Here is a 26,263-nt window from a genome sequence, read left to right as displayed (position 1 = left end):
GCCAGAGGGCGAGCGCGGAGTGCAGCAAGAGGGTTGATCTGTCATGCCCACGTCACTTCGACGTCTCGTCCGCTCCGCTCGTGCGCCACCCGCTGGAACTCAACATTCCGCTTCTGGAGGTCCCGTGAGATCGATCAGGTCGCTGTCCGTGCTCGCAACCCTGGGCGCCGCCGTACTCGTCAGCCTGGGTCTGGCCGCTCCCGCCCAGGCCGCCGGCCCGGTGTACGTCGCGCTCGGCGACTCGTACTCCGCCGGCAACGGCGCGGGCAACTACGACAGCGCGAGCGGCAACTGCCACCGCAGCTTCAGCTCCTACCCCTACCTCTGGAAGAACGCGCACGCCCCGTCGTCCTTCGCGGACACGGCCTGCTCCGGCGCCGTCACCACGGACGTGACGAACTCCCAGCTCGGCCCGCTGAACTCCGCCACCACCCTGGTGTCCGTCACCATCGGAGGCAACGACGCCGGCTTCGCCGACGTCATGACGGCCTGCGCCACCGACTCGGACTCCGACTGCGTCAACCGGGTCAACCAGGCGGAGAGCTACGCCCAGAACACGCTCCCCGCCCGCCTGGACGCCACGTACGCGGCGATCCGGGCCAAGGCCCCCAACGCCAAGGTGGTCGTGCTGGGTTACCCGCACCTCTACACCCTCAACGTCTTCTGCGTCGGGCTCAGCGACACCAAGCACCGCAAGATTGACGAGGCCTCGGACGTCCTCGACGGCGTCATCCAGGGCAGGGCCGCCGCACACGGCTTCGTCTTCGGTGACGTCCGCACCACCTTCAACGGCCACGAGCTGTGCTCCGGCGACAACTGGCTGCACTCCATCGTCATCTCGCCGACCTGGGAGTCGTACCACCCCACCGCCACCGGGCACTCCTCCGGCTTCTACCCCGTCCTGAACGCCAACAGCTGACCCGGCCGCCGACCGCGCGCGGGCACCCGGCGGACCGCCGGGCACCCGCGCGCGGCACGACGCGCCCCGCGCCGACGCGCCGCCCGCCTCCCCTCGCGTCCGCCTGCGCCGCACGCCCCTCCGGCCCCGGCCGCCGCGCCCGTCTGAGGCAGAATGGTCCAAGGGCGCCCGCCAGGGCGGGCCGGGGCGAGGGGGCGGCAGCGTGGCGCACTGGCAGGGAACCGACTTCACCGTGGACGGCCGTGAGCCGACCAGCGCCGAGGACCACTACCGGATCGGTCTGCACTGCTGGAACAGCGGGCAACACCGCGCCGCGGCCCCCTACTTCCTGGAGACGGCCGCCTCCGCCGGCCACGAGGCCGCCGTCGAACTCCTCGGGCACATCGCCTACCTGCAGGGACAGTACGCGATCGCGGTGCCGCTGCTGCGGCGGAGCACCGGCTCGCCGCGCGCGGCCCACTACCTCGCCTCCCTCTACCAACGGGGCTGCCCCGAGGCGGGTATCGCCCAGTCGCTCGACGAAGCGGCCCGCCACTACCGGGCCGCGGCCCGGCTGGGTGAGCCCGAATCCATGCTGGCCCTGGGCGAGCTGTACCTGGAGCGGCTGCTGCCCCTGACACAGGCCCCCGCGCAGCACGCCCTGGAGTACTTCCTGGCGGCCGCCGAGCGGGACCACCCCTACGCCCAGTACCGGGCCGCCGAGCTCTACCGCACCCTCTACCAGGACACCGAACGCGCCGCCGACCTCTACCGGGCCTGCGTGGACAACCCCATGACCGGCCGCCACCCGCTGGGCTCGATGATGACCCTGCAGAGCCAGGCACACCTGCGGGAGATGGCGGCGATGCGGGACGCCCGCGCGGCCCAGCAGCGCCGCGACGCCGTCAACCCCGTCGAGCGGCGGGGCGACTTCATCTGATCCGGTCCCGCCCGGTGCTGCGACCGGAAGGGTCGGCCGGTCAGGCGCAGGCCAGCACCCACAGGAAGGCGGAGAGCGTCCGTACCAGGTCCCGCGTCTCCTCGGTCCGGACCCGCAGCGCGTCCGGTACGTGCGACCGCTCCCAGTCGGCCGGGTCCCGCGGCCCGTGCGGCTCGGCCGCCCACAGGACCCGTACCTCCTCGGTGCTGTCGCGCAGTCCGGAGCAGGCGAGGGCCGTGGCCTCCAGGACCTGCGCCAGCGGTCCCCGTCCCCCTCCGTCCTCGCCCGGCAACGCGTCGGCCGCCGTCGCCAGGACGTCGCCGAGGCCGACCAGGTGCGTGGCCCGCGTCAGCCACTCCGGAGCGTCACCACCCGGCGCGCCGGTGCCGCGGGCCGGTTCCCGGTCCAGGGACAGCCGTCCGCACAGGGACCGTTCCCGGCCGTCGAGCCGCCAGGTCCCCTGCTCCCGGAGGTCGTCGGCCCGCCGCATCGCCTGCCGGGCCCGCGCGATCACCTCCGGCCAGTCACCGCGATCCCAGTCGGGTGTCGCGAGGATTTCCCGGACGCGGTAGCCGACCGTCGCCCGCGCGCTACCACGGTCGGCACGGGGTCGATCGGGTGTGAGGTGGGCGTGCAGCACCCGTCCGGCCCTGGCCACCGCTTCGGCGCTGCCCACGGCGATCCCGCCGGTGCGGGCCGCGGCGGGCATCGGGCCCGCCGCCACCGGAGCGGCTCCGGGCTCGCAGTGGCGCACCACGTCGGCCAGGGCAACCTCGTCGACGAGGACCCCGTCGTCGTACGCCGTCCGCCACAGCAGCAGACCGAGGGTGTGCGGACCGCTTCCCCAGGGCCACTTCACGCGCGGCCCGGGATCGGAGGCGAACAGCCCGGCAGCCGGTGCGCCGAAGCGGAGATCCTGCTCCTGGTACCAGGCGACCATCAGACCGCCCTGCCGACAGGCCCGCTCCCAGGCACCGCACCCGTACACCTCCCGGTGCCGCGTCTCCCATCGGTCCGCGCCCGGCTCCGCATCAGCGTCCACGTGACGAACCGTACCGGTGCGCCCCGGGCCGGCCGGAACCGAGGGCCCGGCCCGGAGCCCGGACAACATGTGAGGTGACGCCGTCAAAGCGCGGAACCGCCGCGGCACGGCGTTGCCACCCGTCGACGCCGAAATGATCCGAACCAGGCAGTAAGGGGCACTGGCGAAGACGAACCCCTGACTGGCCGGGTGCTCGGGGAATGTTGACCTCCCTACTTCTCCCGGGAGGCCCGCGTGCCCAACTCTCCCGCGCCCATGGACCCGACACCGGCCTACCCCAGGTGGTCGGACCGCCTGATACGCCAGATCGACACGTTCGCCGTCAGGAGGTCCGGTTCCGAGAGGGTGCCCGCTCTGGTGCTCGGCAGACAGGACGGCGGCGACCCGCGATGGCCCGCCTACGTCCTGCGGGAGTACGAGCACCGGCTGGGCCGCGGTCACGGCCGCGGCCAGGTGCCGCACGCGGTCGTCGACGACGCGGAGCTGACCGGCGGATTCCTGGCGGCGATCGACCGGGTGGCCCTGCGGTTCCAGCTCACCATGGACTCGGGGCACCTGCGGCTGCGGGCGTTCCACACCTGCCGGGCGGTGCTGGAGTCGGAGCGCGGTACGGGCGACCTCCGCTCCCAGCAGCAGCCCGTCGTCGACGCCCTGTACGCGGAACTCCTGAAACGGCGAAGGACGTTGCGCGCCGGCGCGCACCTGGCGGACTTCCTGGGACAGCACGTTCTGACCGGCTGGCTGCAGGGACTCGTCGCCGCGGCGGCCGTCGCCGTTCCCAAGCTGTGCTACCGCTGGTTCCTGCGGCACCGGGGTCTGCGATGGGTGGCCGACGAGTGCCGTACCGCCAACTTCCTGGACGCCGCGCTCTCCTTCTGCCGGGACGGCGAACTCGACCGCGAGGACCCGCGGGTGCGGCGGATCCTGCTGCGGGCCCTCCTTCGCGATCTGCGCACCGCGACCAGGCGCCGGTCCCGGCTGAGCCACCTGCGGTACCGGCGGCAGTGGTCCTTCGTCCTGCTCGTCCCGGAGATCGACGCGGCCGACGGACCCGGCCGGGCACTGCTCGGCACGTTCGCCGAACTGGCCGGCGACCACCCCTCGCGCCCCCTGCTCGTCCTGGCCGGCTGCGCGGGCCGGCCCCCGGACTACGCCGTCCCGCTCGGCGGCGACCCGGTCCGGCCGAACGGCATCGCCGACAAGGTGTTCGCCGTCCTCAGCGAGGACAGCGCCGAGCCCGTGCGCCTCGTCATGCTGCCGGCCGAGGACGACTCGGAGGGCACGGCGAGGAACAAGATCGAGCAGGGCGCCGGCCTCACGGTCCGCGGGGACCGCCCCCTCGACTGGGTGCGGCCTTCGGTGCTGCCGGTCCTGGCCCTGGCGACCGCCGCCTTCTGCCTGGCCCCGGTGTCCCTCTGGCCGGGGACCGCGCGCCCCGAACCGGCCTCCTGCGTCACGGTCCGCACCGGGGAACGCGTGGGCGTCACCGACGGCGCGCAGTGCGATCTGGCCGTGCCCGGAGCCCCCGGGCGGGAACTGCGGGACCTGGAGCGCCAGGTCGCCGAGGAGAACGCCAGGATCCCCGACGGGCGGTACCGCACCCTGGTCTTCCTCGCGCCCCTGAGCCTGCAGAAGGGGGTGTACGACGACCCTCCGACCGGTCTGCAGATCCTGCGCGGCGCGATCGCCCAGCAGCACCGGCTCAACGCGGGTGTCCGGCAGAACAAGATGCCCGTCCGCCTGCTCATCGCCAACACCGGCCAGTACTTCCGCTACGGCGGGCGCGGGAGCGCGGCGGCGAAGGACCCGGACGTGGCCCGGATGATCATCGACCGGCAACACGCGGATCACATCGCGGCGGTCATCGGCATCACGCAGAGCCGTCGCGAGTCGTTGCGGGCGGTCCAGGAACTCGACCAGGCGGGGATCCCGGTCGTCGCGAACGGCGTGTCCGGCAGCGTCATGGTGGGCCCGGACTCGCCGCAGCGCTACTTCCAGATCTCGGCGCCCAACACCCGGCTGGGTCCCGTCTTCGCCGACTTCGTCCGCCACTCCCCCGACGTCCACCGCCTCACCAGCGGCCGGCCCCACGCGGTCGTCGTCTACGACCCGACCGACGCCTCCTTCAGCAGGGACCTGCGGAACGTGTTCCTGCGCGCCTACCGGCCCTACGGCGGCATCGACGAGGTCACCTACAGCGAGAAGCCGGGAGCCACCACGCCCGACAGCATCGCCACCGACGTGTGCAACAAGGTCTCGGCCGGCCACGGCATCGTCGTCTATCTCGCGCGGTCGGGGGTGCTGCCCAGCCTCCTCAACGCCATGCAGGGCGCGGGCGGCCAGTGCCAGCCGCCCGCGGGGACGACCATCCCGCTCATCGCCGAGAGCGCGCCCATCGGCTTCCACCTCCATCCGGCCCGGACGGCACTGGCCTATCCGTACATGACGCTGTTCTACGAGACGGCGAACGCCCCCACGTCGGACCCCCGGGACCCCTATGCCCAGTTCACCCAGGACTTCTCGGCCGTCTTCGGACACCTGAGCGCCGACGCCGACGCGGCCGGCGGCTTCGACACCGTCGGCATCGTCTCCAAGGTCATCGAGAACCTGCTGCCCGCCTCCAGGGACGTCCGGCCCAACGACATCTACCTGTGGCTCACCGCCCACGGGGTCTCCCAGTACCCCGGCGCCTCCGGCGTGCTGCGACTGGACGGCAAGAACAAGTACCCGCCCGACAAGGCCGTGTTCATCCGCGAGATCACCCAACCGGGCGGCGCCGCCGCCACGCTGCTCAGCTGCGGCATACTGCCCGACCGGGAGAACCGGGTGCGGTGGGGTACGGCGCCGGACACCTTCCCCTGCCCCCGCGAGGGCACGGGAACGCCGACGGACTGATCCGGCTCGGGCTGCGGCTCCGGCTCCGGCTCCGGCTCCGGCTCCGGCTCCGGCTCCGGCTCCGGCTCCGGCTCCGGGGGGACATGCCTCACACCGCATCTACTTGACACGTCAATCAATTTTCCCTTTCACTTGCCGCGTCAAGCAATCGCGGGAGCCGAGCCGGTTTCCGCCGTCTCCGCACCCGAGAAACCGGAACATGACCGACCCAGCCTCCTCCCCCGCGACCGCGCACCCGGTCACCCTCGGCCTGGACACGTTCGGGGACGTGTCCCAGGACGCCGAGGGTCACCCGCTCCCGCACGGCGCGTCACTGCGCAATCTCGTGGCCGAGGGCGTCCTCGCCGACGAGGTGGGACTCGACCACTTCGCCATCGGGGAACATCACACCGACTGGATGCCCCTGTCCGCGGCGGACGTGGTCCTCGCCGCCATCGCCGCACGCACCTCCCGGATACGGCTCGGCTCCGGCGTCACCGTCCTCAGCTCCGACGACCCCGTCCGGGTCTACCAGCGCTACGCCACCCTCGACGCCGTCTCCGCCGGACGGGCCGAGCTGATCCTCGGCAGGGGCTCCAGCACCGAGTCCTTCCCCCTCTTCGGGTACGACCTCGCGGACTACGACCTGCTCTTCGAGGAGAAGGTCGCCCTCTTCGCCGAACTCCGCAAGGAGGGACCGGTCACCTGGTCGGGCAGCACCCGGCCCGCCCTCGACGGGCAACAGGTGTACCCGCGCAGCGAGTCAGGCGCGATCCCGACCTGGATCGGCGTCGGCGGCAACCCGCAGTCCGTCGTACGGGCGGCGCGCCACGGCTTCCCGCTGATGCTCGCCATCATCGGTGGACCCACGGCGCGTTTCGCTCCCTTCGGACAGCTCTTCCGCCAGGCCCTGGAGCAGTACGGCCACCCGGACCTGCCCATCGGCGTGCACAGCCCCGGCCATGTCGCCGCGACCGACGACCAGGCGGTCGACGAGTTCTGGCCGCACTACGAGGCCGCCATCCGCAAGGTCGCCCGGCAACGGGGCTTCCGGCCACCGACGTTCGACGATTTCATGCGGGACGTCGGCCCCGGTGGCGCGCTGTTCGTCGGATCGCCGACGACGGTGGCACACAAGATCGTCCACACCCTCGGCGACCTGGGCGCCAGCCGCTTCGACCTGAAGTACGGGATGAACGGGCTCCCCCACGAGACGCTGTTGACCAACATCACGCTCTTCGGCACCGAGGTCGCTCCGCTGGTCCGGGAACTGACCGGACCCTGAGGCCCCCGGTCAGGAGTCGATGACCAGGGTCTCGATGCGGCCGTCACGCAGGGCGAAGCGGTAGTGCAGGTCCACCACCCCGCCCGGGAAGTCGCCTTCCAGGTGGTGGGTGGCCACGTAGTGGTCCTGGTCCGCCTTCAGCGCCGCGGTGAGTTCGCTCGTGTAGGTGTACTCACCGGCGGCGCGCGTCAGCCAGCTCTCGATCGCCGCCGCTCCCCGGTAGGTCCTGCCGTCGTCGGTGACGGTGGCGTCGGGGTGGAAGGCGGCGAGCGCGCCGGGGGTGTCGCGGACGCGGTGGGCGTCGAGGTAGCGCGTGACGACCTCGGGGAGGGTTTCGGGGGCGATGTGCTGGGGCTGTCCGGTGGGCATGTCGGCTTCCTCGGGTCGCGGGTTCATACGGTGGGGACGGTGCCGCCGTCGATGACGTGCTCGGCGCCGACGATGGCGGAGGCGCGGTCGGAGGCGAGGAAGGCGACGAGTTCGGCGACCTCCTCGGGTCGGTTGGGGCGGCCCAGCGGGATGCCGCCGAGGGAGTCCATGAGCTGCTGCAGCGCCGCCTCCCGGGTGGTTCCGGCGTTCTCGGCGATACGGGCGACCAGGCGGTCGGCGGCGGTGGTCCGGACGAAGCCGGGGGCGACCGTGTTGACCCGGACGCCGTACGGGGCGACCTCGTTGGCCAGTCCCTTGCTGTAGGTCGTCAGGGCGGACTTGGCGGCGGCGTAGGCGAGGGTGCCGTTCCACAGGGGCATGCGCCGCTGGATGGAGGAGACGTGGATGACGACACCGCGCCCGGCCTCGATCATCGCGGGCAGCAGCCCCCGGTCCAGGCGGACGGCGGCCAGCAGGTTGATGTTCAGCTCCCGGGCCCAGTCGTCGTCGCCGAGGGCCGCGAAGCCGCCCGAGGCCGCGTCCGAGCCGCCGAGGTTGTTGACCAGGATGTCGATGCCGCCGAGCCGGCGCCGAGCCTCCTCGACCACGGTGGCGGCCCCCTCCGGGGTGGCCAGGTCGGCGGTGATGATGCCGTGGGCGTCGGTCTCCTCAGGTCTGCTGCGCGCGGTCACGAGGACGGTGGCGCCGGCCTGGGCGAGGCGCCGGGCGACGGCCGCGCCGACTCCTCTGGTGCCGCCGGTGACCAGGGCGCGCCTGCCCTCCAGTGATTCGCTGACGGCGCCGACCGCTGTGGCGGGGGTGGTCATGATGAGTTCCGTTCCCGGGCGCGGGCACAGGGAAGCCGCGCACCCTTTGTTACTGCTAAAATAGAAGCTAGTAACTTCGACTTTAGCAGTAACTCTCGGGGAGTGGTCAACCGTGACAAGCCGCATCAGGGCAGAGGACCTCGAATGCCCGCTGTCCACGACCGCGCAGCACGTCGGTGAGTGGTGGACGCTCCTTCTCCTCCACGACGCCTTCGACGGGTACACGCGCTTCGACCAGTTCCAGGAGAACCTCGGCATCTCGACCAGCATGCTCACCGCCCGCCTGAAGCGGCTCGTCGCCGACGGCCTGCTGGAACGCCGCCCGTACCAGACCAACCCGGTCCGTCACGAGTACGTCCTGACCGACCTGGGCCGCTCCCTGCGTCCGGTGATCGTCGCGCTCGCCGCCTGGGGGAACGCGCGCCTGGCGCCCGAGGAGCGGAGCATGATCCTGGTCGACGCGGACAGCGGCCAGGAGGTCGAACCCGTGGTCGTCGACGCGAAGACCGGCCGCCGCCTCGACGACAGCCACTCGTACGTCTTCACCGCCGGCCCCGCCGCGAGCGACGTCATGCGCGCCCGCTACACGCCCTGAGACGGCGGCCCGCGCCCGTCACGGCGGTCGCGGGCCGGGAACGGCAGCCGCTCGCAGCACTCCTCGACGATCCGCGTCCGCCTGTCCGCGGCTGTCCCCGGGCCGGGTTCGTAGCGGGGGCGCCGAGGTGCTGCGGTGCGCGCGGGGACCCCGGCGGCACCGTCTCGACGGACGTCCACGAACGGCGTTCCCCACGGCACAGACCGCCCCGGGCGCCCCGGCGTGCCAGGTCCAGGCGCACATGGCCCCGCGAGCGGGCTGGTCGGTGTCCTTGAGCAGCGTGCCCCCGGGAAGACCCGGCCGGAAGCCCGGCCCGGCGCGCGTGGCCGGGAGGCCGCGAACTGCCGCTGATCTTCCCGTCGCGCTGCCGCCCGCGGGCCACGGCGGGCCATAGCTTTTCGTCCGTACCGCGTCGGCACCCTCTCTCCCGGAGGCCGAACCGTGGCCGGCATCGCGTCGGTGGCCACCGGCGACCGCGAACGGGCGGTACCCGCTCGGCTCCCCCACGCCGCGGCTCCTTCGCCTTCCGCGCCATGAATGGAGTACCCCGATGAACGACGACCACGGCTCCCTCGACATCGCCGAGCGGGACAGCAGCGGCGACGACCCGGCCACCGTCCCGGTCTCCCCCGAACCGCTGCTGCTCGACCAGATCACCGAGGTGTGGCGCAATGTGCTGGGCCTGCGCGACGTGCGCCCGGCGGACGACTTCCTGCAGCTGAGCTGCCACTCGGGACCGGCCGCGCGGATCGTCCGGACGCTGCGCCGCACCCTGGGCGTCGACATCCAGCTGCGCCATCTGCTGGACGCACGCGACCTGGCCGAGTTCACCGAGTCGGTGCGCCTTGCCATGGACGCCGGTCCGATCGCTCCGCGGCCGCCGCTGCTGCCCCGGCGCGCCCATAGCGCGCGATAGGCACCCGGCACGAACGCCTCGCACGTCGCCGCGGTGCGGACCCGGCGACGGCCCGGCCACCCATACCCGTGTCCCGCCGGAAATGCGCCCTCGCCCCGGCCCCGAACCCGGCCCCGACCCCGCCTGATTCCCGTCGCCGGTGCCGTTCCGGCGGCGGCGCCGGCCTGCCCGGCGGCAGCGGGCCGGAAGTACCGCTCTCCTGCCTGACGTTCTGCCGCCGCGCGGTTCCGCTCCTTTCTATCTTCGAAGCGAACCACCCTCCCGGAAAGGCGCTTTCGCCGGCTTCATCCCGTCGAATCCGCAAGGAGTACACGGCCGCGTGGACCGCGTCCGCCCCGCCGCTCCCCGGCGTCGCCGGCCACGCGGAGACGCTCCCCGCCGACCTCGGACACCGCACCCGGCGGTCCCGCCCACCTCGTGGACCGCCGCCCGAACGGCCCCCGGCCGTGTGCGGGGCCGCCCTCCGCGCCACCGCACACCGCGTCCCCCGTGGACCCGACGTAAAGGAAGAGACCATGAACCCGGCTTCGTTTGGGCAGCAGCGCCTCTGGCTGATCCAGCAGATCGACGGACCGAGCGCGCTCTACAACCTGCCGTTCGCCCTCCGTCTGACGGGTGACGTGGATCTGGCCGCGCTGCGTACGGCCGTCGCGGACGTGACGGCCCGGCACGAGGCGCTGCGCACCGTCTTCCACACGGTCGACGGCGTGCCGGTGCAGCAGGTGGTGCCGACGGCGGACGCCGAGGTGGCCTTCGACGCCGTCGACTGCACACCGGAGGCGTATCCCGCGCTCCGCGACGCGGCCGCCGGGTTCGCCTTCGACCTCTCCCGCGACCTGCCCATCCGGGTCACGGTCTTCTCCCTCGGCGCCGACGAGCACGTCCTGCTGGTGGTCCTGCACCACATAGCGGCCGACGGCTGGTCGCAGGGCGTCTTCCTGCGCGACCTCGCGGCCGCCTACGGCGCACGCGCCGCGGGCCGGGCGCCCGGCTGGCGGCCGCTGCCCGTGCAGTACACCGACTACGCGGCCTGGCAGCGTGAACTGCTGGGCAGCGAGGAGGATCCCGGCAGCCTGGTGTCCCGACAGCTCGGGTACTGGCGTACCGCGCTGGAGGGCGTTCCGGAGGAGCTCGACCTGCCGGCCGACCGGCCGCGGCCCGCCGTGACGGGCGGCGGCGCGGAGGGCCTCCGCTTCGAGGTGCCGGCCGCGGCCCACCGGGCGCTGACCGGCCTGGCCCACGAGCACCGGGCCACCGTGTTCGCGGTCCTCCAGGCCGGCTGGGCCGCGCTCTTCACCCGGCTGGGCGCGGGCACGGACATCCCCCTGGGCACCGCGCTGTCCGGCCGGTCGGACGAGGCCCTGGAGGACCTCGTCGGATTCTTCGTCAACACCCTGGTCCTGCGCACCGACACCTCCGGTGATCCGACCTTCCGTGACGTGCTGCGGCAGGCCCGCGTCGTGCAGTTGGACGCCCACGACCACCAGGACGTCCCGTTCGAGCGGCTCGTGCAGGAGCTGAGCCCGGCCAGGTCCCGTTCCCGGCACCCGCTGTTCCAGGTGATGCTCACCCTCCAGAACAACGAGGCCGGCTCCCTGGAACTGCCCGGCGTGCGCGCCGTCCCGGAACCGCTCGGACTGCGGGTCGCGAAGTTCGACCTCAACATCGGCATGACGGAGACCTTCGGCGGCGACGGCGAGCCGGCCGGCATCCTCGGCGCGGTCGAGTACAGCACCGACCTCTTCGACGCCGCGACGGTCGCCTCGATGACGTCCCGGCTGGTGCGCCTGCTCGAGGCCGCCGCGGCCGACCCGGACCGGCCGATCAGCGCGTACGAACTGCTGTCCGCCGACGAGCGGTCCGACGTGCTGGACAGCTGGAACGCCACCGCCACGAGCCGCCCGGCCGAGGCCGTCACCAGCGCCTTCGCCGCCCAGGTGGCACGGCGTCCGGACGCCCTGGCGGTGACCGGCACCGGCATCGAGGACCTCAGCTACGCCGAACTGGACGCCCGCGCCGACAAGCTCGCCCACCGGCTGCTCGCCCTCGGCGTGACGCCGGAGACCCCGGTCGCGCTGCGCGTGCGCAGGTCCGCCGAGCTGGTGGTGGCCACCCTCGCCGTCCTCAAGGCGGGCGGCGCCTACCTCCCGCTGCACGACAGCATGCCGCCGGACCGGGTGGCCTGGGTGCTGGCCGACGCCGGTGCGAAGGTCCTGATCACCGACCGCGACGCCACCGCCCCCGGTCTCGCCGACACCCACGTGTCCGTGATCGCACCGGACGCGGCGGACGGCGCCCGCCCAGTCACCGCTCCGGAGGTCGGGATCCGGCCGGGACAGCTCGCGTACATCATGTACACCTCCGGCTCGACCGGCCTGCCCAAGGGCGTCGCCGTCAGCCACGCCGACGTGGTCTCGCTCGCCACCGACCGGGGCTGGCGGCTGGGTCCGTCCGGCCGGATGCTGCTGCACTCCCCGCACGCCTTCGACGCCTCGACGTACGAACTGTGGGCACCGCTGCTCGCCGGCGGCGCGCTGGTGGTCGTCCCGGAGGGCGTCGTGGACGCGGCCGTGCTGCGGGAGTCCGTGACCCGGCACGGGGTGACGCACGCCTGGCTCACCAAGGGCCTGTTCGACCTGATCGCCGAGGAGGACCCGGGGGCGTTCGCGGGACTCCGGTCGGTGCACACCGGGGGTGACGCCGCCGCGGCCTCCACGATGCGCCGGGTCCTCGACGCCAACCCCGCTCTGCGGCTGGTCAACCTCTACGGCCCCACCGAGGTGACCACCGGTGTCACCACCCACACGGTGTCCGCCGCCGACCTGACGGCCGGTTCCGTGCCGATCGGCACCCCGATGGACGACATGCGCGTGTACGTCCTCGACGACCGTCTGCGGCCGGTCGCGCCCGGGATCCGCGGCGAGCTCTACGTCGGCGGGACGGGTGTGGCCCGGGGGTACGCGGGCCGGCCGGGCCTGACCGCCGAACGTTTCGTGGCCTCGCCGTTCGCCGCGGGTGAGCGGATGTACCGCACCGGCGACATCGTCCGGTGGCGTGCCGACGGCCGGCTCGTCTTCCTGGGCCGGGGCGACGACCAGGTGAAGATCCGCGGGTTCCGGATCGAACTCGGCGAGATCGAGGCCGTCCTCGGCCGCCACGAGGATGTCGCCCAGGTCGTGCTGGTGGCCCGGGAGGACGGGCACGGCGGCAAGCAACTCGTCGCCTACTGCACGGCCGTCGGTGACCGGTCCGGCCTGGCCGAGCGGCTCACCCGGTCCGTCGCCCGGAGCCTGCCCGCCTACATGGTGCCGACCGTGACGGTCCTGGAGCGGATGCCCACCACGGCCAACGGCAAGGTCGACCGCAGGGCGCTGCCGGCGCCCCTCGTGGTGCCCTCGGGCGGCCGCGCGCCGCGCACACCGCACGAGCGGCTCCTGTGCGGACTGTTCGCCGGCGTGCTGGGCCTGGCCGCCGACACGGTGACCGTCGACGACGACTTCTTCGAGCTGGGCGGGCATTCGCTGCTCGCGACCCGGCTGATCGGCCGGATCCGGGCCGCCCTGGGCGCCGAACTCGCCATCAGCGACCTCTTCCAGGCCCCGACGGTGGCGACGCTGGTGGAGCGGCTCACGGACGGCGGGGGGCGGCCGGCGCCGGCGCGGCGGGAGCGGCCGGCCCGGATACCGGTCTCGTTCGCCCAGCAGCGGCTGTGGTTCATCGGTCAGGTGGAGGGCCCGAGCGCGACGTACAACGTATCCCTCGCGGTACGGCTGCGCGGCGCGGTCGACACGGTGGCGCTGGAGGCGGCGCTGCACGACGTGGTGGGCCGGCACGAGTCGCTGCGCACGGTGTTCGAGGAGCACGACGGGACGCCGTACCAGCGGATCCTGGACGAGGTGCCCGGGAAGCTGCTCACGGTGACCGACCGCGACGTGCGCGACGTGGTGGGGCACGTCTTCGACCTGACGGCGGACGTCCCGCTGCACGCCTACCTGATCCCGCGGGACGGACGGGAGGCGCGGGAGGCGCGGGAGGCGGACGGAGCCGCGCCCCAGGAGTCCGTGCTCGTCCTGGTCATGCACCACATCGCGAGTGACGGGTGGTCGCTGGGCCCGCTGGTGCGCGATCTGGGCGCGGCCTACGGGGCACGGGTCGAGGGCCGCGCGCCCGAGCAGGCACCTCTGCCGGTGCAGTACGCCGACTACGCGCTGTGGCAGCGGGAGTTGCTCGGGGCGGAGGGCGATCCGCAGAGTCTGATCAGTCGTCAGTTGCATTTCTGGCGGGAGACGTTGGAAGGGCTGCCCGACGAACTGGCGCTGCCTGTGGACCGGGTGCGTCCGGCGGTGGCGAGTTACCGGGGATCGACGGTTCCGCTGCAGGTGGACGCCGATGTCCACCGGGACCTGGTCCGGGTGGCCCGGGACCACGGCGTGACGGTGTTCATGGTCCTCCAGGCGGCGCTGGCGACGCTGCTGCACCGGCACGGCGCGGGCACGGACATCCCGATCGGCACGCCGATCGCGGGACGACTGGACGACTCCCTGGAGGACCTGGCCGGGTACTTCGCGAACACGCTGGTGCTGCGATCGGACCTGACGGGCCGTCCGACGTTCGCGCAGCTGCTGGAGCGGACCCGGGCGGCGAACCTGGCCGCGTACGCGCACCAGGAGACGCCGTTCGAGAAGCTGGTGGAGGAGCTGAATCCGGCCCGTTCACTGGCCCGGCACCCCCTGTTCCAGGTGATGCTGGCCGTCAACAACACCCGGGCGGCCACCCTCGACTTCCCGCACCTGGAAGCCGCCTTCGACCACACCGACATCACCGCCTCGACGTTCGACCTCACCGTCAGCGTCCAGGAGGACCACGACGGCGACGAGCCGGCCGGCCTGCACGGGGTCCTGGAGTACGCCACCGACCTCTTCGACGCGCCGACCGCGCACCGGCTGGCGGCCGGACTCGTCGCGGTGCTCCGCCAGGCGGCGCAGGCCCCCGAGCGGCCCGTCGGCACGATGGACGTCACCCTGCCGGACGACCGGCGGATGCTCGACGGATGGAACGACACGGCACTGCCCACCGGCGCGGCCACACTCTCCGGGATCTTCGCGGCACAGGCGCTGAGCACCCCGGACGCGACCGCCCTCGTGCACGGCACGACCCGGCTCACGTTCGCCGAACTCGACGCCGAGGCCGGGCGGTTGGCGGGCCGTCTGACGGAGGCCGGAGCCGGCCCCGAGACGGTCGTCGCGCTGGCCCTGCCGCGGTCGGCGACGTCCGTGGTGAGCATGCTCGCCGTGCTGCGGACCGGGGCCGCCTACCTGCCGCTGGACGCCGAGTACCCCGCCGACCGGATCGCGTACATGATCGACGACGCCCGGCCGGCGCTCGCGATCACCTCGCGGGACTGGCCCGAGCCCGCCGCGCTCGCCGGCGTCCCCCTGATCCACGCCGACGCCGGTCCGTCGGACGTCTCCGCCGACGGCCGCCGTCCCGTCACGGCCCCGTCATCCGACCACGCCGCGTACGTCATCTACACCTCCGGGTCGACCGGCCGTCCCAAGGGAGCCGTCCTCACCCAGGGCGGTCTGGCCAACCTCTACGCCTTCCACCGGCACCGGATCATCGGCGGGGCCGAACACGACCACCCCGGGCGGCGGTTCAGGTTCGCGCTCACCGCTTCGCTGTCGTTCGACACCTCCCTGGAGGGCATCCTGTGGATGGTCGCCGGGCACGAGCTGCACCTGCTCGGCGACGAGGACCGCCGTGACGTGGGCGGTGTCGTCCGGTACGTCGCCGAGGCGGGCATCGACGTCATGGACCTCACCCCCACCTACGCCGAACAGCTCCTCGCGGAAGGGCTGCTGGAACATCGCCGGATGCCCCTGCTGCTGCTCGGCGGCGAGGCGGCCGGGCAGGCCCTGTGGATCGCCCTGCGGGAGACCGCCGGCACGTCGGCGCACAATCTCTACGGCCCCACCGAGTACACCGTGGACGCGCTCCACGCCCGCCTGGCCGACAGCGCGGAGCCGCTGATCGGCGGCCCGCTGGCGAACACCCGGGTGTACGTGCTGGACGAGTGGCTCGTACCCGTCGCGCCCGGCGTCGCGGGCGAGTTGTACATCGCGGGCGCGGGCATGGCCCGCGGCTATCTGGGCCGTCCGGGGCTGACCGCGGAACGCTTCGTGGCGTCGCCGTTCGCGCCCGGGGAGCGGATGTACCGCACCGGCGACCTGGCCCGGCGCCGTACCGACGGGCAGGTCGAGTACCTGGGCCGCACCGACCACCAGATCAAGGTGCGCGGCCACCGGATCGAGCCCGGTGAGATCGAGGCGGTGCTGGCGCAGCACCCGCTGGTGTCGCAGGCGGTGGTGGTCGCCGACGGCGCGGGCTCGGCCACCGCGTCCGCCGGGGAGCTGCGGCTGCTGGCGTACGCGGTGGTGCCCCACGGGCAGGGCCGGCCGGCGGTGGACGGCGGCGTGCTGCGCAAGCACCTGGCGGAGGCGCTGCCGCCGTACATGGTCCCGGCGGTCGTGGTGCCGCTGCCGGAGCTGCCCCTGACCCCGAACGGGAAACTGGACCGCGGGGCGCTGCCGCGGCCGGAGTCCGCCACCCCCGCCGGCACCCGCGGTCCGCGGACGCCGCAGGAGGCGATCCTGTGCGGACTGACGGCGGAGGTCCTGGGCCGCCCGCGGGTCTCGCCGGACGACGACTTCTTCGCCCTGGGCGGTCACTCGCTGCTGGCCACCCGGCTGCTGAGCCGGATCCGCACCACCCTCGGTGCCGAACTCACCGTCCGGGACGTCTTCCGCAACCCCACCGTCGCCGAACTCGCCCGGCGCGTCGCCGACGGTACCGGGGCCGCCCGGTCCGCACCGGTGGCCCGGCCCCGCCCGGAGGCGGTCCCGCTCTCCTTCGGCCAGCGCCGGCTGTGGCTCATCGACCGGATGGAGGGACGCAACGCCCTCTACAACATGCCGATGGCACTGCGTCTGCGCGGCCGGCTGGACGTCGCCGCGCTCACCGAGGCGCTGTCCGACGTGGTGGCCCGGCACGAGAGCCTGCGCACGGTCTTCGCCGAGGTGGACGGGACTCCCGTGCAGCGGGTGCTGCCCGCGGCGGACGCACGGCCCGTCGTGGACGTACTGGACTGCGCGGACGACGAGGTCGAGGCGGTGGCCGACGCGGCGGTGCGGCGCCCCTTCGACCTCGCCCGCGAACTGCCGTTGCGCACCACGGTGCTGCGGGTCGGTGCCGAGGACCACCTCCTGGTGCTGGTCATGCACCACATCGCCGGCGACGGCTGGTCGATGGGCCCGCTCTCCCGGGACCTGGCCGAGGCCTACAGCGCGCGGTGCACGGACGCCGCCCCGGTGTTCGCGCCGCTGCCGGTGCAGTACGCCGACTACACGCTGTGGCAGCGGGAGACCCTCGGCGCCGAGGACGACCCGGACAGCCTGTTCACACGGCAGCTGGAGTTCTGGCGGGCCGCCCTCGCCGACCTGCCGGAGGAACTGCCGCTGCCCGCCGACCGGCCGCGCCCGGCGGTGACGGCGCACCGGGGCGACCGGGTGGCCGTGCCGCTCGACGCCGGTCTGCACACGGCGCTCGCCGCGCTCGCCCGCGAGCACCGGGTGTCCCTGTTCATGGTGCTCCAGGCCGGTGTCGCCGCGCTGCTCACCCGACTCGGCGCCGGCTCCGACATCCCGCTGGGCACCGTCCTGGCCGGCCGTCCCGACGAGGCGCTGGACGATCTGGTCGGGTTCTTCGTCAACACCCTGGTCCTGCGCACCGACACCTCCGGCGACCCGTCCTTCGGTGAACTCCTGGCACGGGTACGGGAGACGGACCTGGCCGCCTACAGCCATCAGGACCTGCCGTTCGAGCGCCTGGTCGAGGAGCTGAACCCGCCGCGTTCCCAGGCCAGGCACCCGCTGTTCCAGGTGATGCTCGTCCTGCAGAACAACGAGCGCGCCGACCTGGAGCTGACCGGGCTGGCGGCGGTCCCGCGACCGGTGAAGGCCGCCACCACCCGGTTCGACCTGAACTTCATCCTGGAGGAGTCCTACGCGCCCGACGGTGCCCCCGCCGGGATCGACTGCGCGGTGGACTTCGCCACCGACCTCTTCGACGCGGAGACCGTGCGGGCCATGGCCGAGCGCCTGGTGCGGCTGCTCACCCTCGCCGCGGCCGCCCCCGGCACCCCGCTGGGCGCGCTGGACCTGCTGTCCGCCGAGGAGCGGGACGCGCTGCCCCGGTGGAGCGGTTCGGCCGTGCCCGGCCTGGTCGCCACCGTGCCCGAGCTGTTCGCCGCCCAGGTGGCCCGGGACCCCGGCGGTGTCGCCGTACTCGACGAGGACGGTGAGCACACCTACGCGGAGGTCGACGCGGCCGCCAGCCGGCTCGCCCGGGAGCTGGCCGCCCGCGGCGCGGGTCCCGGGCACACCGTGGCGCTGGCCCTGCGGCGCTCGCTGGCCAACACCGTGGCCCAGCTCGCCGTCCTCAAGGCCGGGGCCGCGTACCTGCCGCTCGACCCGGCGCACCCGGCCGACCGCATCGACTACGTCCTGGCGAACACCGGGCCGGCCCTGCTGCTCGGCGAGAGCGCCGTACGGCTGCCCGGGACGCGCGCCGCCGCCGTACCGACGCTGCTGCTGGACGACCCGGCGACGATGGTGGCCCTGGCCGCCCGGCCGGGGCACGACCTCACCGACGCCGACCGGACGGCGCCGCTCTTCCCCTCGGACATCGCGTACGTCATCTACACCTCCGGTTCCACCGGCCGGCCCAAGGGCGTGCTGGTGCCGCACACGGGGGTCGGCAGCCTCGTCCACACGTTCGCCGGACGCATCGGGTACGGCCCGGACGTCCGCTTCCTCCAGCTCGCCTCGCCGAGCTTCGACGGCTCGGTGGCCGAGACCCTGTCCGCCCTTCTGACCGGCTCCACGCTGGTGGTGCTGCCGGCCGAACGGCTCGCGGTGGGACCGGAACTGGTGCGCTCGGTCGCCCGGTTCGGGGTGACCCACCTGATCGTGCCGCCGGCCGCGCTGGCCGTGCTGGACGCCGGCGACCTGCCCTCGGTCCGGATGCTGATGGTGGTCGGCGAGGCCGTGCCGCCGGAGCTGGTCGCGCGCTGGGCGCCCGGCCGCCGCATGTTCAACGGCTACGGACCGTCGGAGTCCACGGTCTGCGCCACGCTCAGCGACCCGCTGCCGGAGTCCGCCGACGCGCCGCCCATCGGCCGTCCCACGGCCAACACCGTGCTGCACGTCCTGGACGAGGCGCTGCGCCCGGTCGCGCCGGGGGTCCGCGGCGAGCTGTACCTGTCCGGAGCCGGCCTCGCCCGCGGCTACGCGGCCCGGCCGGGGCTGACCGCCGAACGTTTCGTGGCCTCGCCGTTCGCCGCCGGCGAGCGCATGTACCGCACCGGTGACATCGTCCGCTGGCGCGCCGACGGCCAGCTGGTCTTCCACGGCCGCGCCGACGACCAGGTCAAGATCCGCGGGTTCCGCATCGAACTCGGCGAGATCGAGACCGTCCTGGGCCGCCACCCGGACGTGCAGCACGCCGTCGTCGTCGCCCGCGAGGACACCCCCGGCGGCAAGCAGCTCGTCGCGTACTGCACGGCCACCGGCGACCGGCCCGGTCTCGCGGCCGACCTGCGGCGGCTGGCGACGTCCTCGCTGCCGGGCTTCATGGTGCCGGCCGCGTTCGTGGTCCTCGACGCCTTCCCGCTGAACAGCAGCGGGAAGGTGGACCGCCGCGCGCTGCCCGCCCCGGCGGCGCAGGCCTCCGGCGGCCGGGCCGCGCGCACCCCGCAGGAGCAGATCCTGTGCGGTCTGTTCGCCGAGGTCCTCGGGCTGGCGACCGACTCCGTGACGGTGGACGACGACTTCTTCGCGCTGGGCGGCCACTCGCTGCTCGCCACCCGGCTCGTCACCCGCGTCCGCACCGCCCTCGGCTGCGAGCCGACCATCGGCGACCTGTTCCAGCACCCGACGCCGGCCGCGCTGGCCGGACATCTGGCGGGCGGTACCGCCCGGCCCGTCCTGGCGCCGCGTGCCCGCCCCGAGCGCGTACCGGTCTCGTACGCGCAGCAGCGGCTGTGGTTCATCGGTCAGGTGGAGGGGCCCAGCCCCACCTACAACGTGTCGCTGGGCCTGCGGCTCCGCGGCCGGATCGACGTCGCCGCGCTCGAAGCGGCACTCGGGGACGTGGTGCGGCGCCACGAGTCGCTGCGCACCGTCTTCGGTGCCCACGACGGCGTCCCCTACCAGCGGATCCTCGCCGACGTCCCCGGCCCGCTGCTGACCGTCACCGACCGCGGGGTGAAGGACGTCCTCGGGCACGTCTTCGACCTCGCCTCGGACATCCCCCTGCACGCCTACCTGCTCCCCCGGAACGCCGGCACCGGTACGGTCCGGGAGCCCGACGGCGTCGACGAGGCACTGCTCGTCCTCGTCATGCACCACATCGCCAGCGACGGCTGGTCGCTGCGGCCCCTGGTGCGCGACCTGGGAACGGCGTACGGGGCCCGGGTCGCGGGCCGCGCCCCCGACTGGGCGGCGCTGCCCGTGCAGTACGCGGACTACGCCCTGTGGCAGCGGGAGGTCCTCGGCCGCGAGGACGACCCCGACAGCCTGCTCGGACGGCAACTGGAGTTCTGGCGCCGCACCCTCGCCGGCCTTCCCGACGAACTCGTCCTGCCCACCGACCGCGGCCGCCCGGCGGTGGCGAGCCATCGCGGCGCCACCGTCCCCGTGGACATCGACGCGGCCACCCATCGCGGGCTGCACCGCCTGGCCCGCGAGCACGGCGTCACGATGTTCATGGTCCTCCAGGCGGGGCTGGCGGCACTCCTGCACCGGCACGGAGCCGGCACCGACATCCCGATCGGCACACCCGTCGCCGGCCGCCTCGACGACTCCCTCGACGACCTGGCGGGCTACTTCGCCAACACCCTCGTCCTCCGTACCGACCTGAGCGGCCGCCCCGCCTTCGCCGATCTGCTCGCCCGGGTGCGGACGGCCAACCTCGCCGCCTACGCGCACCAGGACACGCCGTTCGAGAAGCTCGTGGAGGAGCTCAACCCCCCGCGCTCGCTCACCCGCCACCCGCTGTTCCAGGTCATGCTGGCGGTCAACAACACCTCCGCCGCGACGCCCGGCATCCCGCATCTCGACGCCGCGTTCGAACCGACCGAGGACGGCGGGACGGCCAAGTTCGACCTGCTGCTCGGTCTCGGCGAGACGCACGACGCCCAGGGTGCTCCGGCCGGCATCGGCGGTCATCTGGAGTACGCCGCCGACCTCTTCGACGAGGCGACCGCCCGCCGGCTCGCGGCCGCGCTGGTACGGCTGCTGGGCGAGGCGGCCGCGCGGCCGGACCTCCCGGTGGGCACCCTCGACCTGCTCGGCCCCGACGAGCGGCACCGCCTGGTGCACGAGGTCAACGCCACCACCCGGCCGGTTCCGGACGCGACCGTCGCGGACCTGTTCGCCGCGCAGGTGCGGCGCACCCCGGACGCCGTGGCCCTCGTGCACGGCCGGCTGGAGCTGACCTACGCCGAACTCGACGCCCGCGCCGACCGGCTCGCCCGCCGGCTGGCCGCGGCCGGCGCCGGACCCGAGACCCTCGTCGCCCTCGCCCTGCCCCGTTCGGCCGACTTCTGGACCGCCGCGCTCGCGGTGCTCAGGACCGGCGCCGCATACCTCCCGCTGGATCCCGGTCATCCCCGCCGCCGTCTGGAGGCGATCGTCGCCGAGGCCGCACCGCGGCTGGCCGTGACCGGCCGGGACGTCGACGTGCCCCTCCCAGGAGCCCGGGTGCTGGTCGTGGACGACGGTGCCGCCCCGGACACCGGGAGCCGCACCGGGTCCACCCTGACACCGGTCTCCGGGCGGCACGCCGCCTACGTCATCTACACGTCCGGTTCGACCGGCCGGCCCAAGGGCGTCGTCGTCACCCACGGCGGCCTGACGAACCTGCTGGACTGGATGGCCGGACGCTTCCCGCTCGCCGCCGGGGACCGCATGCTGGCCGTCGCGACGCCCTCGTTCGACATCTCCGTGCCCGAGATCTACCTGCCGCTGATCACCGGCGCCACGGTGGTCGTCGCGGAGGACGACGAGGTGCGCGACCCCGCCGCCCTCGCCGCGCTCGTCCGGCGCACGGGGGTCACGGTCCTGGAGGCCACACCGAGCCTGTGGCAGTCGGTGCTGACCGACCACGCCGGGGACTTCCGCCACCTGCGGATGCTCACCGGCGGCGAGGCCCTGCCGCCCGCGCTCGCGGCCCGGATGCGCGCCACCGGCGCGGAGGCCGTCAACCTCTACGGCCCCACGGAGACCACGGTCTGGTCCACCTCGGCGCCGCTGGCACCGGCGGACGGCACGCCGTCGATCGGGCGGCCGCTGGCGAACACCCGGGTCCACGTCCTCGACGACCACCTGACCCCCGTGCCGCCGGGCGTACCCGGCGAGCTCTACATCGCCGGCGCGGGCCTGGCCCGTGGCTACCTCGGCCGTCCGGCACTCACCGCGGAGCGCTTCACCGCGTCCCCCTTCGCCCCGGGCGAGCGCATGTACCGCACCGGTGACCTCGCCCGGCGCCGCCCCGACGGGGACATCGAGTACCTCGGCCGCACCGACCACCAGATCAAGATCCGCGGTCACCGCATCGAACCCGGCGAGATCGAGAACGCGCTCGCCGCCCACCCCGAGGTCGCCCAGGCGGTCGTACTCGCCGACACCGTCCACCGCGGCGACGGCACCGGCTCGGAGCCGGACGTCCGGCTCGTCGCCTACGCCGTCGTCCCCGGCACCGCCGGCCCGGCCGCCGCCGACGGCACCGCCCTCCGCAAGCACCTCGCCGGCCTCCTGCCCCCGTACATGCTCCCGGCGGTCGTCGTCCCGATCCCCGCGCTCCCGTTGAACCCCAACGGGAAGCTCGATCGCGCGGCCCTCCCCCGACCCGGCACAGCCGCCGGCGACCGGCCCTCCCGCGCCCCGGGCACCCCGCAGGAAACCGTGCTGTGCCACCTGGCCGCCGAGGTCCTCGGTCTCCCCGAGGTCTCGCCCGACGACGACTTCTTCGTCCTCGGCGGCCACTCCCTGCTCGCCAGCCGGCTCATCAGCCGCGTCCGCGCCACCCTCGGCGCCGAACTCACCATCCGCAGCGTGTTCCAGTACCCCACCATCGGCGAACTCGCCCGGCACATCGCCGCCGGGAACGGCGGCGGGTCCGCCGACGCCCTCGCGGTGATGCTGCCGCTGCGGACCCGGGGCGGCCTGCCGCCGCTGTTCTGCCTCCACCCGGCGGCCGGTGTCAGCTGGGTCTACTCCGGGCTGCTCCGCCACCTCTCCCCCGACCGCCCCCTGTACGGCCTCCAGTCACGGGGCCTGAGCGGGGCTCAGGGCCCCTCCGGTGTCGCGGAGTTGGCCGCCGACTACCTGGCGGAGATCAGGGCGGTCCAGCCGTCGGGCCCCTACCACCTGCTCGGTTGGTCGTTCGGTGCCGTGACGGCCCACGAGATCGCCGTCAGGCTCCAGGCCGAGGGCGAGGAGGTGGCCTTCCTCGCCCTCCTGGACGGCTACCCCGTCACCCCTGCGGCCGACGCCGACGACCGCGACCACGCCGACACCGACACCGACACCGACACCGACGATCCCGCCGCACTGCGTGCCGCGCTGCTGGAGTCGCTCGGTCACGACCCGGCCGGCCCGGACGGGCTCGGCGAACTGAGCGCCATGTTCGGCGACGCCGCCACCCGGCTGCCGGGCATCTTCGCGGCCCACCAACAGCTGCTGCGCACGCACACCCCCGGGGTCTTCCGCGGCGACGCCCTCTTCTTCGGCGCCACCGCGGACAAGCCGCGCGAGTGGCCGTACGCCGACGCCTGGCTGCCCCACGTCGACGGGCGGATCGCCGGCCACGCCGTGGACTGCGCGCACGGCGCCATGACCGACCGGGAGCCGATCGCCGCGATCGGCACCGTGATCAACGAACACCTCGGAGCGTGAACCATGAGCCAGACTGTCATCGACGACGTGACGGCAGCACCGTCGCCGTCCACGCGTTGGGGGCTGTGGGCCTCCCGCGACTTCCGGAACCTGTGGATCGGGGAGACCACCAGCGGACTGGGCACGGCCGTGGGCAACGTGTCGCTGGCCATCGTCGCCGTCGTGGTGCTCGGTGCGAGCCCGGTGATGACGGGGGTGCTGACCGCCGCCGCCTGGCTGCCGTGGCTGTTCATCGGCCTGCCGGCCGGCGCCTGGGTCGACCGGTGGTCCCGCCGCGGTGTCATGCTCGTCGGCGACCTGCTGCTCGCCGTCCTGTTCGGAAGCGTCCCGCTCGCCTACTGGGCAGGGGTCCTCGGCATCGGGCAACTGGTCGCGGTGGCGCTGCTGTCCGGCGCGGTGAAGGTGTTCTTCAGCACCGCCTACGGGGCTGTGCTGCCCTCCCTCGTCCGCTCCGAGGACCTGCTGGAGGCGAACGTGAAACTCCGGGCCGGCGAGTCGGCGGCGGAGGTCGCGGGACCCGGTGTGGCGGGACTGCTCGTCCAGGCGGTCGGCGCGGTCACCGGGCTGCTCTTCGACGCGGTCACCTACCTGGTGTCGGCCCTGCTTCTGACCGGTGTCCGCCCGGACGAGCAACCGCCGCCCCCGGCCGAACGGCGGCCCGTCGTCAGGGAGATCACCGAGGGCGTCCGGTTCGTCGTCCACGACCCCTACCTGCGCAGCCTGGCCGGCTTCGGGGCGCTCGCCAATCTCGCCCTCAACGGCGTGCAGGCGGTGCAGACCGTCTTCCTGGTCCGCACGGTGGGGCTGTCCCCCGCCGGGATCGGCATGGTCTTCGCGGTCGTCAGCGTCGGGGGTCTGGCCGGGGCCGCGGTCGCGGGGCGCGTCGCGCGACTGCTGGGCACCGCCCGCGGACTTCTGGTCTGCATGCTGGTGGTCGCGCCGCTGATGTTCCTCGTCCCCCTCGCGGGCCTGGACGGGGTGCCGCTGGCGCTGAGCGTCGCCGCGTGGGGTCTGGCGGTCGCCGGCGTGGTCGCCGGGAACGTCCTGGCCGGCAGCTTCTTCCAGGGCTACTGCCCCCGGCGGATGCTCGGCAGGATCAGGGCCAGCGCGTCGACGATCAACTACGGTGCCATCCCGCTCGGCGCCCTCCTCGGCGGATTCCTGGGCGCGGCCCTCGGCACCCGGGCGGCGCTGTGGACCATGGCCGGCGTGCTGCTCTGCTCGGGGCTGCTGCTCCTCGCGGGTCCCCTGCGCGGCCGGCGTGACTTCCCCGCGGCCCTCGGGGCGGACGCGTGACCGGGCTCAGGCCGCTGACGGCAGGTGACGCGCCGGCGCTGGCGGCCCTGTACCGGGCCAACCGCGAGCACCTGCGCGCCTGGGAGCCCGACGAACCCGAGGAGTTCTACACCGTCGAGGGGCAGCGGGCGGCCGTCGAGGCGACGCTGGGCGAGTGCCGAAACGGCCGGATGCTGGCCTGGCTCATCGTCGACGGCGACCGCCTGCTGGGCCGGGTGAACCTCAACCGCATCACGATGGGGCGGGTTCTGGGGGGCGAGGTCGGCCTCTGGGTGGACCGCGGCGCCCTCGGCAAGGGGGTGGCCACCAGAGCCCTCGACACCGTTCTCGGCATCACCTACGAGGAACTCGGCCTGCACCGGGTGAGCGCCTTCGTCCGCACGGACAACCTCGCCTCCCAACGTCTCTTCGAGCGGCTCGGGTTCCGCCGGCTCGGGCTGTCGGACCGGCACGTGTACGTCAACGGCCGCTGGCGGGACGCGATCGGCTACCAGAAACTCGCGCCCTGGGACGACGGTGTCCGCTTCCGCCCGGAGTTCTGAGCCCGCCGGCCCACCGCCGTCCGACCGGCCCCGCCGCCTCCCCGAAAGGTGAACACCGTGCCATACGACCGCGATCGGCTCCCGGCCCCGGCCGGCCCCCCGGGCCCCCGCCCCCGCTCCCGGCCCCGCGAGGACGAGGCAGCCGTGTGGCTGCTCAGTGCGACCGGCCCCGAGATGGCGGCGGCCGACCGGCTGAGCGGTGTCCTCAGCGACGAGGAGGTCCGCCGCAGGGACGCGCTCGCCCGTGGCGCCGACCGCCGGCTCTACGCCACCGCCCACGTCGGGCTCCGGTTCGTGCTCGGCGCCTACCTCGGGCTCGCCCCGGAACGGGTGGAACTGCACCGCGCCGCGTGCCCGTTGTGCGGTGGGCCGCACGGCAGGCCCGAGGTGGCGGCCCGGCCGCCCCTGCACTTCTCCCTCTCCCACGCGGGGAGCGCGGTGCTGTGCGCCGTGGCCGGTGCGCCGGTGGGGGCCGACGTCGAGTCCGCGGAGAACGTCTGCGCGAGCGACTGGGAGTTCCTGCCGGTGCTGCACCCGGACGAGCGGGCCGGGGGGGGGGGGGGGGGGGGGCCCCGCCCCCGCCCCCCCCGCCCGCGGGGGGGGGGGGGGCGGCGGTGACGACCCAATTGAGGGGGGGATGGGCGGAGGGGCGGGGACACCCCGG

The 26,263-nt window shown here is 74.0% G+C and carries 13 protein-coding genes; 10 read left to right on the top strand and 3 right to left on the bottom strand.

Annotated elements, in window-relative coordinates:
- The first annotated feature begins 124 nt into the window (after positions 1-124).
- Both ACFY3I_RS16060 and ACFY3I_RS16055 read left to right on the top strand, forming a co-directional pair.
- The gene (locus ACFY3I_RS16060) at positions 125-919 is read left to right on the top strand and encodes an SGNH/GDSL hydrolase family protein (RefSeq protein WP_390861068.1); all 795 of its coding nucleotides are present in this window, start codon (positions 125-127) and stop codon (positions 917-919) included.
- Between the two features lie 202 nt (positions 920-1,121).
- On the top strand, positions 1,122-1,838 hold the full coding sequence (locus ACFY3I_RS16055) for a hypothetical protein (RefSeq protein ID WP_390861067.1): 717 nt from the start codon (positions 1,122-1,124) through the stop codon (positions 1,836-1,838).
- Between the two features lie 40 nt (positions 1,839-1,878).
- Here the strand turns inward: ACFY3I_RS16055 and ACFY3I_RS16050 are convergent, their stop codons facing one another.
- Entirely contained in the window at positions 1,879-2,880 is a 1,002-nt protein-coding gene (locus ACFY3I_RS16050) for a hypothetical protein (protein ID WP_390861066.1), read from the bottom strand.
- A gap of 234 nt (positions 2,881-3,114) precedes the next feature.
- On the opposite strand from ACFY3I_RS16050, the gene ACFY3I_RS16045 reads away from it, so the two are divergent.
- Both ACFY3I_RS16045 and ACFY3I_RS16040 read left to right on the top strand, forming a co-directional pair.
- Complete coding sequence (locus ACFY3I_RS16045) at positions 3,115-5,775, top strand: ABC transporter substrate-binding protein (RefSeq protein ID WP_390861065.1); 2,661 nt, start codon at positions 3,115-3,117, stop codon at positions 5,773-5,775.
- Positions 5,776-5,974: 199 nt separating this feature from the next.
- Positions 5,975-7,039: an LLM class flavin-dependent oxidoreductase gene (locus ACFY3I_RS16040; RefSeq protein WP_365291557.1), complete on the top strand. Its 1,065-nt coding sequence runs from the start codon at positions 5,975-5,977 to the stop codon at positions 7,037-7,039.
- 9 nt (positions 7,040-7,048) lie between these two features.
- Here ACFY3I_RS16040 and ACFY3I_RS16035 read toward each other — a convergent pair whose 3' ends face one another.
- Together ACFY3I_RS16035 and ACFY3I_RS16030 are read right to left on the bottom strand one after the other, a co-directional pair.
- The gene (locus ACFY3I_RS16035; RefSeq protein WP_390861064.1) at positions 7,049-7,408 is read right to left on the bottom strand and encodes a nuclear transport factor 2 family protein; all 360 of its coding nucleotides are present in this window, start codon (positions 7,406-7,408) and stop codon (positions 7,049-7,051) included.
- A gap of 23 nt (positions 7,409-7,431) precedes the next feature.
- Positions 7,432-8,235, bottom strand: coding sequence for an SDR family oxidoreductase (locus ACFY3I_RS16030; RefSeq protein ID WP_390861063.1), 804 nt, complete (start codon positions 8,233-8,235; stop codon positions 7,432-7,434).
- Positions 8,236-8,347: 112 nt separating this feature from the next.
- On the opposite strand from ACFY3I_RS16030, the gene ACFY3I_RS16025 reads away from it, so the two are divergent.
- The 6 genes from ACFY3I_RS16025 to ACFY3I_RS16000 all read left to right on the top strand — a co-directional run bounded on the left by ACFY3I_RS16025 (position 8,348) and on the right by ACFY3I_RS16000 (position 26,217).
- Complete coding sequence (locus ACFY3I_RS16025; RefSeq protein WP_390861062.1) at positions 8,348-8,830, top strand: winged helix-turn-helix transcriptional regulator; 483 nt, start codon at positions 8,348-8,350, stop codon at positions 8,828-8,830.
- Between the two features lie 550 nt (positions 8,831-9,380).
- Entirely contained in the window at positions 9,381-9,746 is a 366-nt protein-coding gene (locus tag ACFY3I_RS16020) for a phosphopantetheine-binding protein (protein WP_390861061.1), read from the top strand.
- A gap of 515 nt (positions 9,747-10,261) precedes the next feature.
- Positions 10,262-23,761, top strand: a complete 13,500-nt coding sequence (locus tag ACFY3I_RS16015; protein ID WP_390861060.1) for an amino acid adenylation domain-containing protein — start codon at positions 10,262-10,264, stop codon at positions 23,759-23,761.
- A 3-nt stretch (positions 23,762-23,764) separates the two neighbouring features.
- Positions 23,765-25,057, top strand: coding sequence for an MFS transporter (locus ACFY3I_RS16010; RefSeq protein WP_390861059.1), 1,293 nt, complete (start codon positions 23,765-23,767; stop codon positions 25,055-25,057).
- Positions 25,054-25,599 (top strand): GNAT family N-acetyltransferase, encoded by a 546-nt coding sequence (locus ACFY3I_RS16005; protein WP_390861058.1) that lies wholly within the window; start codon positions 25,054-25,056, stop codon positions 25,597-25,599. Before ACFY3I_RS16010 ends, ACFY3I_RS16005 begins: the two co-directional genes overlap by 4 nt.
- A gap of 144 nt (positions 25,600-25,743) precedes the next feature.
- Positions 25,744-26,217: a 4'-phosphopantetheinyl transferase family protein gene (locus ACFY3I_RS16000; protein WP_390861057.1), complete on the top strand. Its 474-nt coding sequence runs from the start codon at positions 25,744-25,746 to the stop codon at positions 26,215-26,217.
- Positions 26,218-26,263 lie beyond the last annotated feature (46 nt).

Source organism: Streptomyces sp. NPDC001068, from assembly GCF_042897315.1.
GTDB lineage: Bacteria > Actinomycetota > Actinomycetes > Streptomycetales > Streptomycetaceae > Streptomyces.
The sequence above is the reverse complement of the archived record's forward strand: the minus strand, read 5'-3'. Positions and strand labels throughout refer to the sequence as shown.